Annotated in this window: 14 protein-coding genes; 4 read left to right on the forward strand and 10 right to left on the reverse strand. The window is 48.1% G+C overall.

Going from position 1 to position 15,553, the window contains the following annotated elements; translation table 11 throughout:
- Window positions 1–7: 7 nt before the first annotated feature.
- The gene (gene dinB / locus ACSVDI_RS10755) at window positions 8–1,246 is read right to left on the reverse strand and encodes a DNA polymerase IV (RefSeq protein ID WP_457945639.1); all 1,239 of its coding nucleotides are present in this window, start codon (window positions 1,244–1,246) and stop codon (window positions 8–10) included.
- A gap of 303 nt (window positions 1,247–1,549) precedes the next feature.
- On the opposite strand from dinB, the gene ACSVDI_RS10760 reads away from it, so the two are divergent.
- Entirely contained in the window at window positions 1,550–2,047 is a 498-nt protein-coding gene (locus tag ACSVDI_RS10760; protein ID WP_457942842.1) for a hypothetical protein, read from the forward strand.
- A gap of 118 nt (window positions 2,048–2,165) precedes the next feature.
- On the opposite strand, the gene ACSVDI_RS10765 is transcribed toward ACSVDI_RS10760, so the two are convergent.
- From ACSVDI_RS10765 to ACSVDI_RS10775, 3 genes are all read right to left on the reverse strand, one after another.
- A complete protein-coding gene (locus tag ACSVDI_RS10765; protein ID WP_457942843.1) occupies window positions 2,166–3,080 on the reverse strand; it encodes a ribonuclease Z in 915 nt (304 codons plus the stop codon).
- 178 nt (window positions 3,081–3,258) lie between these two features.
- Window positions 3,259–5,196 carry an endonuclease MutS2 gene (locus tag ACSVDI_RS10770; RefSeq protein ID WP_457942845.1) on the reverse strand — a complete coding sequence of 646 codons (1,938 nt, stop codon included), beginning with the start codon at window positions 5,194–5,196 and terminating at the stop codon, window positions 3,259–3,261.
- A gap of 551 nt (window positions 5,197–5,747) precedes the next feature.
- Window positions 5,748–6,914 (reverse strand): AI-2E family transporter, encoded by a 1,167-nt coding sequence (locus ACSVDI_RS10775; protein WP_457942847.1) that lies wholly within the window; start codon window positions 6,912–6,914, stop codon window positions 5,748–5,750.
- 443 nt (window positions 6,915–7,357) lie between these two features.
- Between ACSVDI_RS10775 and ACSVDI_RS10780 the strand changes: the two genes are divergently transcribed.
- Complete coding sequence (locus tag ACSVDI_RS10780) at window positions 7,358–7,531, forward strand: hypothetical protein (protein WP_457942849.1); 174 nt, start codon at window positions 7,358–7,360, stop codon at window positions 7,529–7,531.
- A gap of 4 nt (window positions 7,532–7,535) precedes the next feature.
- On the opposite strand, the gene ACSVDI_RS10785 is transcribed toward ACSVDI_RS10780, so the two are convergent.
- Window positions 7,536–7,823 carry a hypothetical protein gene (locus tag ACSVDI_RS10785; RefSeq protein ID WP_457942851.1) on the reverse strand — a complete coding sequence of 96 codons (288 nt, stop codon included), beginning with the start codon at window positions 7,821–7,823 and terminating at the stop codon, window positions 7,536–7,538.
- A 294-nt stretch (window positions 7,824–8,117) separates the two neighbouring features.
- Here ACSVDI_RS10785 and ACSVDI_RS10790 point away from each other — a divergent pair, with 294 nt between their 5' ends.
- Window positions 8,118–8,669 carry a DUF6512 family protein gene (locus ACSVDI_RS10790; protein WP_457942852.1) on the forward strand — a complete coding sequence of 184 codons (552 nt, stop codon included), beginning with the start codon at window positions 8,118–8,120 and terminating at the stop codon, window positions 8,667–8,669.
- Between the two features lie 182 nt (window positions 8,670–8,851).
- On the opposite strand, the gene ACSVDI_RS10795 is transcribed toward ACSVDI_RS10790, so the two are convergent.
- From ACSVDI_RS10795 to ACSVDI_RS10805, 3 genes are read right to left on the reverse strand one after another with little or no spacing between them, the layout of a single operon-like run.
- Window positions 8,852–9,808: a pectinesterase family protein gene (locus tag ACSVDI_RS10795; protein WP_457942853.1), complete on the reverse strand. Its 957-nt coding sequence runs from the start codon at window positions 9,806–9,808 to the stop codon at window positions 8,852–8,854.
- On the reverse strand, window positions 9,805–10,983 hold the full coding sequence (locus ACSVDI_RS10800; RefSeq protein WP_457942855.1) for a glycoside hydrolase family 88/105 protein: 1,179 nt from the start codon (window positions 10,981–10,983) through the stop codon (window positions 9,805–9,807). The genes ACSVDI_RS10795 and ACSVDI_RS10800 overlap by 4 nt, the downstream gene beginning before the upstream one ends.
- On the reverse strand, window positions 10,976–12,547 hold the full coding sequence (locus tag ACSVDI_RS10805) for a glycoside hydrolase family 28 protein (protein WP_457942857.1): 1,572 nt from the start codon (window positions 12,545–12,547) through the stop codon (window positions 10,976–10,978). The genes ACSVDI_RS10800 and ACSVDI_RS10805 overlap by 8 nt, the downstream gene beginning before the upstream one ends.
- 171 nt (window positions 12,548–12,718) lie before the next feature.
- Between ACSVDI_RS10805 and ACSVDI_RS10810 the strand changes: the two genes are divergently transcribed.
- Complete coding sequence (locus ACSVDI_RS10810; RefSeq protein WP_457942858.1) at window positions 12,719–13,567, forward strand: AraC family transcriptional regulator; 849 nt, start codon at window positions 12,719–12,721, stop codon at window positions 13,565–13,567.
- 6 nt (window positions 13,568–13,573) lie between these two features.
- On the opposite strand, the gene ACSVDI_RS10815 is transcribed toward ACSVDI_RS10810, so the two are convergent.
- Window positions 13,574–14,419 carry a carbohydrate ABC transporter permease gene (locus ACSVDI_RS10815; RefSeq protein ID WP_457942860.1) on the reverse strand — a complete coding sequence of 282 codons (846 nt, stop codon included), beginning with the start codon at window positions 14,417–14,419 and terminating at the stop codon, window positions 13,574–13,576.
- Entirely contained in the window at window positions 14,420–15,376 is a 957-nt protein-coding gene (locus tag ACSVDI_RS10820) for a carbohydrate ABC transporter permease (RefSeq protein WP_457942861.1), read from the reverse strand.
- Window positions 15,377–15,553: the final 177 nt, after the last annotated feature.

Below are 15,553 nucleotides of genomic sequence, written 5' to 3' on the forward strand. Positions count from 1 at the left end.
ATACCCCCTAAAAATATCCAACTGGATGGATTGTGTGGTCTTTCTTTGGATCAAATCCCGAGAGCCGACGGTCGGCCAGCAACACCGCCGGTTGTACCGCATAGGTTCCAAATCGACTCTTAAGCCAATCCGTTGCGGCATCTAAGCGCTCTTTTCGCTCTCGGCTTCGTTCGTCACAATACAAATCAGTCTGCGCGGGGACGCAGTCCGATACAAGGTCGGTAACGCTGATTCCAATACTCCGGATTGGCTTATTCCACCGATAATGTTTGTAAAAAAGCTGTAACCCACTCTTAGCAATTTCCGATGTAATGTTTGTGTACTGCTTCATGGTATGCTGTCGGGTAAAGCAAAATAAATCATTATCCCGGACACTAATACATACCGTTCGACCTTTAAAACCTTGTTCCCGCAAGCGGCGTGCTACACTGTCGGCCAACACCAGCAACACTATTTTCACGTCTTCATCATTTAACAAATCACGAGGGGCGGTGGTACTATTCCCAATAGATTTTACCGTGGGGCTATTATCAAACTTTGCCACTGGTGTCGTATCCATGCCATTTGCGAAGCAGAATAAAATGTCGCCCCATTTTCCGAAGTTAGAATGGAGAATGTTCTGCGGCATATTGGCTAGCTGCCCGACGGTGTGAATTCCCATAGAATTTAGACGACGTTGGGTAGAGTAGCCTACGTAGAGCAAATCTCCCGCGGGCAGCGGCCAGACAATCTCTTTGAAGTTTTGCCGGGTTATCTCCGTAATTGCGTCGGGCTTCTTATAGTCGCTGCCAAGTTTCGCAAAAATCTTGTTCCAGGATACACCAATTGAAACCGTGATACCAAGCTCATACTTAATGCGTGCACTAATCTCCTTTGCAATGGTTAAACCATCCCCTCTGACCGCACTTCCGGTCACATCGAGCCAACATTCATCCAGGCCGAACGGCTCGACTTGATCGGTATAATCCAAATAGATTTGCCGGGCAAGTTTGGAAAATCGCATATAAAGGTGATAGTTTGGCGGCAGAATGACCAATTCAGGGCACTTTCTTTTTGCCTGCCAGAGTGCTTCGCCGGTTTTGATATTGTATTTTTTGGCCAGCTGATTTTTAGCCAAAATAATACCATGCCGCTGCTCAACGTCTCCACCCACGGCTACCGGCTTATTGCGTATCTCCGGGTGATGCAGGCATTCGACCGATGCATAAAAGCTGTTGCAGTCACTGTGCAGGATTACACGCTCTATGATAACCACTTCCAAACAATTGTTCTATCGTACAAAAGTTATTATAGAACGTGTGTTCTAAAATATCAATGGAAAATTCAGGAAGTACCAAAAAATTTTCTCAGAATGTGCGAGGACTTGTACTTAGTGGGCAAAAGGACTTTTCGATTGACTTAAGCTGTTTTTCGAGTTTCCGAACACCTTTTCAAAACGCTGTTGTATCAAGGCCAATATAGCCGCAAAGAATATTTTCTGATGCCATGATTTAGTTTCCTTATGGAATATTTTCTGTTTGCAGAATCATTGCTTCAAAGGGGTGATTGTATGATTTTTGGGAAAAAAGATAAAGATGGAAACATTGCAGTCAACATCATGCTAAACGAAGGAATACCAAATTGGATGGGTGGAAGTAATGTTCGTCTTGTCTTGGATGACAGCAATTCACAACTTCGAATCGAATCAAGGATAAACAAAAAATACCCGCCCGCTCTGCTGAAATACTCACAGCTCACGGCTGCTGAAGTTGTTACGGAACAAGAAATCAGAACAAAGTCAAAAAGCGTTGTTGGCCGTGCTGTGATAGGCGGGTTATTGTTAGGCTCTCTCGGAGCCACCATAGGCGGAATTTCTGGGATTGGAAGCAAGCAGAAAATATCAGAGAAGCAATACCTCGTCATTAACTACACTTCTTCTGTAGACAGCGAGCCTAAGGTGCTGTCCTTTGAAATCGTTGGCGCTACATTGCATTTGAGCGATTTTATTATTGCGCTAAAAAGCAAATTGCCAGCCCCGAACCCGGAGTTGGCAACCCCATATCTGTAAAATATATTTCCAATCTCGTCAGCCTTTTTACCACATATGGACTTGGATTTTTCAAGATATTTGTCCAGATTTGACATTGTTACAGACAACACTGATTTACCGTATTTATTAATTCAATTTATTTGATTTTTTGCCCCAGCGTGATCCGAATGCCGTCATATGCTACCTCGGCCTGGGGAAAAATACTGCGCGCTTCGTCCAGGTATTGCTCCGGAGCGGTAAGGGCGGGGCTGAAATGCGTAAGCCACAGCCGCTTTGCGCCGGAATCCCGTGCAATCCGTGCGCTGTCCGAAAACAGCATGTGCCCCTTCTCCTCCACCTTGCCACGCATGGATTCGTCCCCGTACATTCCTTCACAAACCAGCAGGTCCGCATTCCGGGCAAATTCCGTCAAGCCGTCTGTTGGCTGAGTGTCGGTGCAGTAGCAGATGCTTAGGGGCGCACGCTCGCCATCCAGAACCATCTCCGGTTTCACCATTCGGCCATCCGGCAGCGTGACGGTCTGCCCCGCGTGAAGAGCATGATACAGCGTGACGGGCACGCCGAGCTGTTTAGCTTTCTGCGGGTTAAAAATCGGCTTGCGCTTCACGGAAACACGATATCCAAAGCAGGGAATACCGTGCTTCAGCGGCAGACAGCGAATTTCCATCGCATCCGCATCCAGCTTTCCTGGTTTGTCCGCCTCCAGTTCCAGCAGATAAAGCGGATAGGGCAAAACCGGCGCAATTACGGTCAAAGCTGCCACCACCAGATGAAGGCCCATTGGCCCGATGATTGTAAGCGGTGTGGTCTTTCCGCTGTTGCCCAGGGTAAGCAGCAAACCCGGCAGCCCCGCAGTATGGTCCGCGTGGAAATGTGTAATCAACAGTGTGTTCAGGCGGCTCAGTTTGCAGCCTGCTTTTTTCAGTGCGACCTGCGTTCCTTCGCCGCAGTCAATCAGCAAGGCTTTCCCCTGATGCTCCACCCAGCAGCAGGTCAGCCATCGGTTTTCCAATGGAATTACGCCGCCGGTTCCTGGCAAACAAACCTCCATCCCTTTCCGCCTCCTTTGAACGTATCCTATTATCTTAGCCTGCATACGAATCTACTGAAGTGCAATATATCTTATTATTTCCATCATACTCTTCTTTTTACTGAAATCAACAAAATATAGTAGGAAATTGGGCGCCGCGAAGTCAAGTTGATTCCGCGGCGCCCTACTTTTTCTCGTTTTAACGTGTTTCGCCTTGGTCATGTACAATCACCGCATTGGGATCGTGCTGCTTTTCCATCCGATGCCGAGCCTTACGGTTCGCCACCGTGTCGAACACAATGGAAAAATCATAATCCGGCGGATAGAGCTCATTGGCGGGCACCTTAATCTGAAGTCTTTTGTGGTTAATCCACTTTTTCCCACCTTTGATTTGCACCCCGATTTCACCACGCTCGTTCGCCGGATGAAATACAATTCCGATTTCCTTCTGTGGATACACCAGAACACTGTCCCCCATCCGGAATTTCGCCGCATGCGCGGAAACGGCAGGCTGTGGTTTGCTTTTCTGCAACCTGGGTGCACCGGGCAAAGCCACTTTTTCGCTGGTTTGGGCAAATTTTGGTTTTTCTTCCGGGGTACGGCGATTCTTCTTTTCCCGGTAAGCTTCCTCATAGGCGCGTTCCAACAGGCGGGGCGGCAGCCCGAGCCGCTGTGCAATATACAGCGCGCAGCTTTCCCCCGCTTTTCCCTGTTCCAGCCGATAGGTGGGCTGAAGGGTTTCACGGTCAAACGCCATGCGCGCGTTCATCATGCCGTAAGCAGACTGCGCATATTCCTTGACCTCCGGATAATGCGTTGTAACGACAAACAAGCAGCCCCTTTGCCGAAGCTCTTCCAAAACCGCAATGGCAATTCCCATTCCCTCCGCCGGGTCCGTACCCGAACCAAGTTCATCCAGCAGGACAAGGCTTTCCGAAGTTGCCCTGCGGAGAATTTCGATGATGTGGGTCATGTGAGCGGAAAACGTAGAAAGATTTTCGGAAATACTCTGCCCGTCACCAATGTCGCACAAATACGCGTTGTTCATACAGAACACGCTGGAAGCGTCCGCCGGAACATGCAGGCCGCTCTGCGCCATCATGGAAAGCAGGCCAACCGTTTTGAGCGCAACAGTTTTCCCGCCGGTATTAGGGCCGGTGATCACCACGCCGGAACAGCTGCTGTCTGCGTTGAAATTCAGCGGAACACACACCTTGGGGTCAATCAGCGGATGCCTTCCGTTTTGTATAGAAACTCTACGTTCGGTGGTAATCACAGCCGGAACCGCATTCATTTGCGCGCTGAGCTTCGCCTTTGCGAACACAAAATCCAAAGTTTCCATCGCTTCCATATCAAGCTTCAGCTCCGCACTGGATTCGTCCACCAGTGCCGTCAGTGTATAAAGGATTTTGCGGATTTCGTTTTCTTCCTCAATCTGCAGGGAATGCAGCTCCTCCTGCAGCTTTGCCACCGAAGCGGGTTCGATATAATAGGTGCCCCCCGTTCCGGACATACCAAGCACGCTGCCCGCAAACTGGTTTTTATATTCCCGTTTCACCGGCAAAGCAAACCGTCCGTTCCGCGTTACAACCATATTGTCCGAAAAATACTGCTTTTTGCTTCGCAGAATATCGTTCAGCTTATTCTGTACCTGTGCTTTTACGTTTTCTTCCCTGCGGCGAATGTCGCGAAGCGTGGGACTGGCGCTGCCGTCCACCTGATCGTTGCGGATACACCGGTCAATTTCCTGATGCAGCGCAGACAAATCCGCAATGCTGTACCCGTAGCAGGCAATGCTGCTGTCCAGCGCCTCCGCCTTTTTCAGGTAGGATTTTACCCGATTACAGGAAATGATAAACTGCCCCACGGAAACCAGCTGCTCCGGAATCAGCATGGAACCCGCCTTGCAGAGCGTCAGAATCTGTTCCATCTGCGTCATGGCCGTCAGCGGCGGCACACCGAGGGCATCCAATACCGTGCGGGCCGCGGTGGTTTCCTCCATCCTGCGGCGGCATTCCTTTTCCTCCAGATAAGGGGACAGCGCCATCAGACGCTGCCGCGCCTGTTCCGAAAGCGCGTGCGCGCAGAGCATCTCTTTGATTTTATCGTATTCTAAAATGGTTTCGGATGAATTCATTTTGATTTCTCCCTTTAAAATAGTAACCCACAGGAAACATCCACCCACACCTTCCCCGCCGGAAAAACGCAGTACACGGCCCGCGCAATCTTTTCGGTTTGGGGAAAATGTCAAAATGCTCCTGTGGGTATAATTCATCCAGGGAAACGCCGGGTGCACCGCCTATGCAAATCCATTGTCATCGGTCACGTGTTCGTCGAAATGGATTTCAGAAAGCCAGGACACAGGCAATCAAAAAAGCGTAACGGGACAAACCCATTACGCTCCGATTGCTGACACAGCAAAATCTATAACTGGATGGTTATATTGCGGCCGGTCAGCCGCATGGAAGCAGTCTGTAAGGGCAGATGTCCGACGGCACGAACGTGCCGCCAGAAAGGTACGACAAAACCAGGGTGCCAAAACACCCGCTTCTGTCCGAACCTTTCACAACTGATTCAGTTGTCGCTCACCTTTACAGACAATGCCGACATCAAAACCATCCTTTCATTTTTAAGAATAGCTATACTATAGCATGGGCAGCAAACGCTGTCAATAAACTCCGAAAAATTTCAGCTTTCCGAGCTACGTTCCTCCGTCTTCTGCTTTTTTCGCAGCCTTTTTTCCACATTCTCTCGCAACAGGACGTAAAGGACGGAACAAAGGGGGATATTAACCAGCATTCCCACCAAACCAAAGAGATTCCCGCCGATGGTTACCGCCACAAGGACCCAGAGCGCCGGCAGGCCAACCCGGGAGCCGACCACATGCGGGTAAATCAGGTTCCCTTCCAACTGCTGCAGAACCACAAAGAACACAATGTACCAAAGCGCCTGAATCGGGCTGACGATAGAAATAATCAGCGCCCCGACCACGGTGCTCAGGAAAGATCCGATAATCGGTATCAAGGACATAAAAACAACAAATACGGAAATCAAAAGTGCATATGGGAAACGGAAAATACTCATTCCAATAAAGCACAGCGTTCCTAAAATGCAGGATTCTGTGCACTGACCGATGATAAAATTCGAAAAAGCCCGGTAGGTCAGCCGGCATAAACGAAAAATAACATGATTGTACCGCAGCGGCACATAGGCCACCATTACTTTTTTGACCTGCCTCTTGAGCTTTTCCTTTTGCATCAGAATGTTCACGGAAATGACAAAGCCAAGCACAAACGTTATGAATCCGTGGAACACATTGGTGGTTGCCGTGACAGTCGAATTCACCAAAGTGCTGGCAAGGTTCTTTCCATACAAGGCAATCATTTCGCTGACGTTCGCCCAATCGATCTTGATGTTGCTCAGATAATTTCCAATGTCGGGATAAGCCGTTTCTATCCGGGCCAGATACACCTGCAGCCCGTTGAAGAAAGTCGGGATCTGGTTGGTCAGGCTCGTAATCGTTCGGACCAGCTCCGGAACAACAATGAGCAGAATCAGCGCAATTACACCGAGAATAATCAACAGGGCGACCAAAAAACTAATCGGTCGGCGAATTTTCGGCCAGATCTTGGTACAGCGGCGGTTCAGCCCGGCAAACAGCCTGGTTTCCACCAGCCGCATGAGAACGTTGATAATAAAGGCAAATACAAGTCCCAGCAGAACTGGCGACAAAACCGCCCCGACGAAATTCACAAACTGCGGCAGTAAATAAATATTTTTTACCGCAGTATAAAAGATAACCGCAAAGGCAATTAGAAAAGCGATTTTTTTCATATTGGCTTTATTTAGTTCCATCTTATTTCCTTTCCTGAGGCCCGGTTGCGCAAAATCGCGGATTCCCGCGCTTCGGTAAAAAAATTCGAAACAAAGCCCCGCGTTTCAAATGAATTAAAATGTTCCGTGAAACACGGCAAAATTTCACTTCCAGCAACATTATGATCTAACGACATTATGCATGAAATCGCTTTAAATAGCAACCGTTTCGGCAAATATCTTTCCGAACATTCCTGAATTCGTTCCCTTTTCAAAATTTTCCCGCATGGCAGCCGCCTCACTTATTTGAATGATAAGCGAAAATGAAGTCCGTTATTCAAAAGGCCCGCTCCATATCCGCAAAAACGGCCCACAAATTCACATTTCTATGTTTTTCTTCATTGTAATAATTATTTTTAATATTCACTTGTCGAAATTTGTCGAACGTGCTATAGTAAAAATACGAAAGTTAGGGGGATATCAATATGACACCCGAAGAAATGAAAAAGTTTGATCGAAAAGTCCGAGCCATACAGGATCCGTTCGGTACGGGGTACAAAGTGCTGCGGCGTCTGCTCCGCGAGGAAGCGACGAAACGCGGTATCCCGTACTTTGATCTTCTGCAGCTGTACCTATCCTGGAAAACCATTCAGGAGTGATGAATTATGCAATCATGCTTTCGTATTCCTTCTTCAGCCATTTCAGCATCTCCGTGCGGCCCTCTTCGGTTAAAGCAAATTCCGCCTGTTCGACAATTTCACTTTTCTCAAAGCAAAAGGGACCGTACCACACATATGCCTGAATGATTCCGTCAACCGAATCAATTTTATATCGGAATTCTTTAGTCTCCCGGTTTTCATAATCGGTAACGCTCCCGGTAAAAGACCCTCCGTTTTGAAAATAAAGCAGTCCCGGAATCAGACTGGGGTCAAACCAATCGACTTCTTTCATCGTGACAAGCATCCTTTCCATACAGATTATCCGTCTGATCCGCTCCATTTTCAGGCGGCTCTTTACATCCGTAATCTACTATACATTATAAGTGGAGCAGACTCGTTTTTCAACGTGATTTCTCCCAAGCAGGTTATGCATACTTCAAAAATCCCGGTTTGTTTTCAAGTAAATTTTTAGAACGGTTCTGAATTTGCATCGTTCTTCCCTCATGATTCCATCTTTTAAGCAAACCCTGAACCTGAATACTTTTGCAAAAGGCTCATAAATATTGGTTGAAAGGAGAAGACAAACATGATTAATATGTTAGGGCTATGGGAAATCTCGGGACTAATTTTTACCGTTGTGGTTGGAACCTTCCTGCATTCTGCTTATCGGTGGTCCGGAAAAAATCCGGTCATTGGGTTCTTCAGCCCGGTGAACGAAAGCGTTTGGGAACACCTGAAGCTTCTGTTTGTTCCCATGGTGCTGTTCAGTCTGGCGGAATATTTTGTCGTGGGCAAAAATTACCCCAATTTTGCCGCGGCAAAATCGTATGGAATTCTCTGGGGCATACTGGTTATTCTGATGATTCACTATACCTATACCGGAATCATTGGCAAAAGTATTGTTTGGGCGGACATTACTACCTTTCTGGTCGCCGTAGCAGCAGCTACCATATACAGCTGGAAGATGATGCTTGCGGCGCCTGTTTCCGCCGAGTCAGCCATTTTTTCCGTGATCCTGATCATACTGTTTGCTCTCTTCTTTGCCCTGTTTACATGGGATCCGCCGAAAATCCCCTTGTTTCTCGATCCGATTAGCGGCGGCTACGGAATTCATCCAAAATCAGCAAAGAAAACCTGACTTTGTTTTTTCCTAAGTGCTAAGCAGATAAAAAGCAGGAGTCCGCATTTGTTTCCTTACGGAAATCAGATGCGGACTCCTGCTTTATAAGGAGAAATGTCATGATATTGCTTTTTGTGTACTGTTTCAAGCAATTTGAAAGCAGCTAAGTCCTGTATTGCACAGCTTTAAGCCGCATATTCCTAAATTTGGGACAACTGATAAACTTTTTGCAGGAACCGCTTCTTCTGGGGCTCCTCCGGCACTATCACCCACGGTGCCCGCTGCAAGCTGGCCCCTGGGCCGATGCTGCCCGCTTCAAAATAGCGCACCGTTTTGTCGTCATCCAACCGGTTGCACCAGCGCGACCAACCCTGTGGTAAAATATGCTCTTCCATGTGACAGTCCAGAAATGCGGTTGCGGCGTATTCCCGCCACGGCCGTCCCAGAAAAACGGTACCCGGCCCACAGTTGGAAACCAGATGGCACTGGTGAAAAATAAAGCCGAATTCCTGATCTTTCGGTGTACAGGCCGCCGTAATATAACCGTTTACCGGAAGACCTTTGCTGAGCGAACGAATTTCACAGTTGCAAAACGCGGCTGCCGCCCCACCGAAGATGAAATCCACATCGCCCTCAATATAACAGTTCTTAAAGTAATCTTCACAGGGCTTTCTTGGGGCCGTTTCGCGCGGGCCGACAAAAGAGCCGGGGGTACGCGGCTGTTCCGGCAGAGGTGCTAAGAAAAGCGTATCCTGATGACCAAGAAGACGGATGTTAATGAACCGGCCCTGGTCCACATCCGAATAAAGTGCAATCGCTTGCCCCGCAGTGTCGCCATCCCCAGCGGTATTGGCAATGGTCAGATTCCGAAGTTCCGCCCGTTCGCCACCAAGGAATACCGTATAGCTGCGGAACGTGCCATAGGTTCTGCCATCCGGGTGTGTGTGATACGCGCCGTCATGATAGGTAATGACAGTTCGCTCCGCATCTTCCCCAATCATTGTCAGGTTCTTTTTCTCAATCAGCAGCTTCTCATGGTAAACGCCGTTTTTAATCCATATTACCGCCGGTTCGTCGCCAGGAATAGAGTGAATCGCCTCGGTAATGGTGGTATAATCGCCATCTCCCCTTTGGGAAACCACCCGTTTGACGCTCACTGCGTTTTCACCTGCCCAGCTGTTTTCGCCAAATCAAGCCGCAGCATTTCTGCATAGGCGAACAAGAAAGGCGCCACGCCCTTTCCCTCGTTTTTTACGACCGGTTCGCTGTAATAATAATCCGGCAATCCGCTGCGGTTTTGCTGCCCGCCCAACCCGGCGACCAGACAAATGCCGCCCAGGGAAGCCTGCTTTTCCGTTTCCTGCGTATAATACCGCTGCAGCGTGCCGTAAAACGCTTTTTCGCCATATTCCCGGTAGCACTCCGGGATCAACCGCAGACGCACCGCTTTTAAAATTCCGCAGGCAATCATGCAGGTACCGCTGGTTTCCAGGTAATTGCCCGGGTCATTGGGACGGTCTACCACCTGAAAAAACATTCCGCTTTCATCTTGAAAGGGCAGAAGCGCATCCACCAAGTCCCGCAGCATGGAGCAAAGCTGCCGGTACTCATAATACAGCTGTTCGTCCATCTGCTCCAGCGTATCGGTGAGCGCCATGACCAACCAGCCAATAGAACGCAGCCAGAAACTGGGAGAGCATCCCGTTTTTTTGTCTGCCCAGTCCATCGTGCGGGACTCATCACAGCCATGGTAATATAGCCCGGTGGTTTCATCCCGCATCAATTTGCGCACGTTCATAAACTGCGTGTAGATATCGTAATAATTCCGCATTGCATGGTACTTTGTTTCATACTGCATGTAAAACGGCATTGCCATATAAAGGCCGTCCAGCCAAATCTGATTGGGGTATATTTTTTTATGCCAAAAATTTCCCGACGGGGTGCGCGGAGACTCTCTTAGGTTCCGGTACACCAGTTCAATTGCCCGGTGGTATTTCTCTTTTCCGGTAAAATCGTACAACGGGAAAAACGCTTTGGCACCGTTGATGCTATCCAGGTTATAATCTTCCTTACGGAAGGTTTTAATCGTGCCGTCGTTACGGACAAAATCATCCATAAAGCGGTCCGCATAGGAAAGGAATTTTTTCTGCCCGGTAACCCGGTAAAACTCCAGAAAGGCAAGCATCATGCAGCCATCCACATAGTTCCAAGTGTTCTCCGTTTGTTTTCGAATATATTCCGCGTTCCATGCCGGATGGCGGGAACTGCTGTTCCGCATCAGTTCGTCCACGTAGCGGTTCAGGCTTTCCACCGGAAGCCGGCTGTTATTCATCGGCTGATTCCTCCTCTGAAAAATTCGCAACGTTTTCAATCGTGTATTTTTCTCCGTCCGCTCCGGTAATCCGTACATTCCGAAGTGTCAGATTCTGCACATTATTGGCGTACAGGCCTTTCCGACAGGTCGGTTCAATGTAGTCCATCATGGCGGGATAACCGGGCTGCGCGTCCTGCGCAAACGAAACGGAGACATTTTCCAGACGAATGCTTTCCACCGGTCTTTCCGGCAGGCCATAGAAAAACATACCGGCCACGCTGCACTCTTCACACACCACATTAGAGCATGTCATGCTGCCAATTTTAGGCGTGAATTCATCCACTGCCTTTTTCTCTTTCGACCACACCAATTCACTGTGGCCGTCCGGGTCGCAGTGGTAAAACATATTAATGACAAAAGGCGTAAGGACCCGGTGCATATGAACGTTTTCCAGCGAAATTCGGTCTACAACCGACAAATCGCCGCGCCCGCGCCGGGTTTTAATACGGATTCCACGGTCGGTGCCCTCAAAGGAACACTGGGTTACATGGATGTCATAAATTCCCGCCGAAACCTCGCTGCCAATGACGACCGCACCATGGCCGCGTTCCAACCGGCAGTTACGGATGATAATGTCGCTGGAAGGCGTTTTTAGTCGTTTTCCAAGGTACATTTTGCTGGATTTCAGGGCAATGCAGTCATCCCCCACGGAAACGACTGCGCCAATCAGGTTCATCCCACCGCAGGATTCGATATCAATTCCATCCGTATTAGGCGAATCTGGGTCGTTATAAACCCGAATATCCAGAAAACTGATTTGTTTGCTGTAATAAGGGTGAATCGTCCAAGCATAGGAATTCTGGAAGGTTACCCCATGCACGCGGACACCGCGGCAGTGGTTCAAAAACAGCATGCGCGGACGCCACGCACCGCGTTTCTGCTTGGGATTTTCCCACCAGTCGCCGCTGTCTGCATTGGCGTCAATCACGCCGCGTCCGATAATATCGACGTTTTCCACGTCCACACCGGTCAGGAGGCTTGCGTAGGAAGAAAGGGGATTTCCCTCCCATGCGCCCAAATAATATTCGTCCTTCGCATCGTCTGAAAAGGTTACACCCGGAAGAATGGGGTAATCGGCGCGATTAGTAACACCGAGCAGTGTTGCGCCCTCCTCCAGTTCCAGCGTAATATTGCTTTTTAAAAAGAGGGATGCCGTATAATAAATGCCTGGTGGGATCAAAACCGTTCCGTTTTTTGGGCAGCACAGAATCGCTGCCTGAATCGCCGCCGTGTCCGGCGTTACTCCGTCGCCTGTTGCGCCAAAATCACGGACATTCAGACGAAAGCTTTCTGCCTTCGTCCGAAAGCTGTGCGTACAGCTCTCCCCGTCCGATTCGATTGTGACGGTGTACTCCCTGCCGGGCGTAAGCCCGAACAGGCTGAACACGTTTTTAGTTTGGTTTTCTGCAACGCACTGCCCGTTGAGGACAATGCGATAAGGAGTTTTGCAAGAGTAAATTTCTGTGTTAATAAGTTCAAAGACAGCGCTCCGAACAAACACTCCGATTTCTCTAAAATTCATGTTGATCCCTCACCGTATCGGAATCGCTTCAACCAGCCTAACAGCCCTCCGGCCAAGTGGTTTTGCGACCCGGGGAATGATGTTTGAAGGTTGCAAAATTTGAAAGTTGAGATGATTGAAATTATAAAAAGTTATGCTAAAATAAAAATATTAAAAAAGGGGGCTTGGACTTTGCAGGAATATATTTATTCACCGCATTATGATTTTTACATCAATAAGGTCCGCCGAGTACCCGGTTATTATATGAAGACGTTTCATCTTCATAAAAAATACGAAATTTATTATCTGTTGGACGGTACCCGGAAGTATTTTATTGAAAACTCCGTTTATCTTGTAAACGCAGGAAATATTGTCATTATTGATAAAGACGAGGTACATAAAACAGGCCCAGTAGAAAACGCCCCCCATACCCGGTTTGTATTGAATTTCAATCCGGAGTATATCGGTGCAATTCTCGACTCGGTCAAGGACTGCGATCTTTTATCGTTTTTCTCCATGGGTGTAAAAGTATTGACTCTCTCCATCAAGGAACAGGGTTTGTTTGAAAGTATTTTCCAGCGTCTGAACGACCTGGTAGGAAATGAAAAGCCGGAAGCGATCCTTCTGCGCAAAGCACTGCTGACTGAACTGCTCGTAAACCTAAAGGAATGCGTTTGCAGGCAGGTTGAGCAAAACGTCAGCTCCAAGCAAATCCACAATAAAACCATTGATAAAATCTCGAATTATATTGCTTCCAATTACAGGGAGCCCCTCAGCCTGAACGGGATTGCCGCGGAATTCTTCCTCAGCCCGTGCTACTTAAGCCATCTGTTTAAAAAGACGACCAACCTGACGATTGTGGAATACATCAACAGCGTGCGCATACGGGCCGCGAAGAACTACCTGGAAACCACAAATTTATCCATTACCGAAATTGCGGAGCAAACTGGGTTCGGCACCACTTCACATTTCAGTAGAATGTTCAAACTGGGCTCGGGGCTTTCCCCGAATCAATACCGAAAATTCTACCATCGGAACTAAGTTTCATCAGCCTTTTACGCTGCCGGTGGTCAGGCCCTCCACAAACTGCTTCTGGCCCAATGCAAACACGACGATGGACGGAATCAGGCTGATAATGGACATGGCAATAATCTGATTTTCATCATAGCCGGCACCGGTCGCATCCATGGACATACGCAGTGCGATGGTGACCGGATATTTTTCAACACTGGAAACGTAAATCAACGGCCCAAGGAAGTCGTTCATCGACCACATGAAAGAAAACAGTCCAATGGAAACAACTCCAGGCTTAATAACCGGAACAAGAATGTTGATTAAGGTCTTAAACCGGCCGCAGCCGTCAATTCTGGCTGCTTCGTCCAGCTCTTTTGGAATATTTCGGAAAAATTGAATCAGCAGGAAAATAAACACGCCGTCTGAAGCGAACAGGTGCGGAAGTACCAGAGGAACATAAGTATCCAGTACTTTAAACTGGCTCCACATTACGTATTGCGGAATACGAAGAACGATCGAGGGCAGCAGCATGGTTGCAATCAACAAGGAGAAGCAGAGCTTTTTCCCCGGAAATTCAAACCGTGCAAAACCGTAAGCCGTCAATACACTGGAAACGATAGTAAACACCACAATCGGGATGACCATCAGAAACGTATTCTTAAAGTAATGGGTCATGGTGTATTCTGAACCCGTCCGCCAGCCGTTGATGTAAGGCTGCCAGTTAAAGGAGCTCGGCATAAACCAGATGGAGGAATGGATGTCGGCATTGCTTTTAAAACTCGCGCCGAACAGCCAGATCATAGGATACAGCATGACAATACTGACCAAAATCATTACAAAATAAAGAAGAATTCTACCAATGCGCTTTCTCGCCGCCATTTAGGCATCCCCCTTTCCGGTTTCATCGTCGCTGTAAAATACCCAGTATTTTGAATAGCGGAACACCAGAACCGTGAAGATTAGAATGATAACAAACAGGAACCAGCTCATAGCGGCTGCATAACCCATTTTATAGTCTTTAAAGGTGGCATCATAAATCAACATGGACAAAAGATAAGTTCCGTTCTGCGGGCCGCCCTTGGTAATCAGGTAAGGTCCATTGAATTCCTGGAATGCGGCAATCAGCTGCATAACAAGATTGTAGAAAATTGTGGGGCTCAGCAACGGAATGGTAATTTTAAAGAACTGGCGAATTTTTGTGCATCCGTCCACGCTTGCCGCTTCGTACAAATCCGTAGGGATGCTTTGCAGGCCAGCAAGAAAAATGACCATGGTGGAACCAAATTCCCACACACGCAGCAGAACGATAGTCATCAGAGCAGGGAATTCCTCCCCGAACCAGCCGACCGGCTGCCCGCCGAACAGACCGATTACCTGGTTGACTAGGCCGTCCGACTGAAAGACGAACTTCCACAGCACCGCGATTGCGACGTTTGAACCGAGGATGGAAGGGATATAATAAGCTGTACGGAAAAAGTTAATTCCTTTCAGCTTCATATTCAAAAGCACAGCGACTAAAAGAGATACAATGATTTTCAGCGGAACCTCGCAAACCACGTATTTCATCAGCACGGTAACGGATTTTATGAAAACCGGGTCGCGGAACATTCGCTCATAGTTTCGCAGTCCAATCCATTTGGGTGCGGAGACCAAATCGTACTTCGTAAAGCTCAAATAAAACGAGGAGAAAAAGGGATAGATTGTAAAAAGCACAAAACCGATCAGCCACGGCGCAATATAAAGCAGCCCGTGGTAGCGATTTTCACCTAGGCAGTTTTTGCCATTGGATTTCTTCTTCACAGCATGTTTTTTTCTAACGGTTGCTATATCATTCATCTGAGATCATCCTTTTTATCATGATACTGATTCGACTGAAAGCCTTCCGTACAAAACAGCAGGAACGGAAAGGCTCATTCGGAAAATCCGTTTTCATGAAATCCCTAAACGGGCTGCGCTGCACAAAGCAAGACTACACGCGGCGCATATGATAACGGAGGCTGCGGATACGCGTCA

Source organism: Caproiciproducens sp. LBM24188, assembly GCF_054130445.1.

Coding starts and splice junctions, on each gene's coding strand:
- ACSVDI_RS10760 (WP_457942842.1), top strand. CDS start 1,550: ATGATTTTTGGGAAAAAAGATAAAGATGGAAACATTGCAGTCAACATC.
- ACSVDI_RS10765 (WP_457942843.1), bottom strand. CDS start 3,080: ATGGAGGTTTGTTTGCCAGGAACCGGCGGCGTAATTCCATTGGAAAAC.
- ACSVDI_RS10770 (WP_457942845.1), bottom strand. CDS start 5,196: ATGAATTCATCCGAAACCATTTTAGAATACGATAAAATCAAAGAGATG.
- ACSVDI_RS10775 (WP_457942847.1), bottom strand. CDS start 6,914: ATGGAACTAAATAAAGCCAATATGAAAAAAATCGCTTTTCTAATTGCC.
- ACSVDI_RS10780 (WP_457942849.1), top strand. CDS start 7,358: ATGACACCCGAAGAAATGAAAAAGTTTGATCGAAAAGTCCGAGCCATA.
- ACSVDI_RS10785 (WP_457942851.1), bottom strand. CDS start 7,823: ATGAAAGAAGTCGATTGGTTTGACCCCAGTCTGATTCCGGGACTGCTT.
- ACSVDI_RS10790 (WP_457942852.1), top strand. CDS start 8,118: ATGATTAATATGTTAGGGCTATGGGAAATCTCGGGACTAATTTTTACC.
- ACSVDI_RS10800 (WP_457942855.1), bottom strand. CDS start 10,983: ATGAATAACAGCCGGCTTCCGGTGGAAAGCCTGAACCGCTACGTGGAC.
- ACSVDI_RS10805 (WP_457942857.1), bottom strand. CDS start 12,547: ATGAATTTTAGAGAAATCGGAGTGTTTGTTCGGAGCGCTGTCTTTGAA.
- ACSVDI_RS10815 (WP_457942860.1), bottom strand. CDS start 14,419: ATGGCGGCGAGAAAGCGCATTGGTAGAATTCTTCTTTATTTTGTAATG.
- ACSVDI_RS10820 (WP_457942861.1), bottom strand. CDS start 15,376: ATGAATGATATAGCAACCGTTAGAAAAAAACATGCTGTGAAGAAGAAA.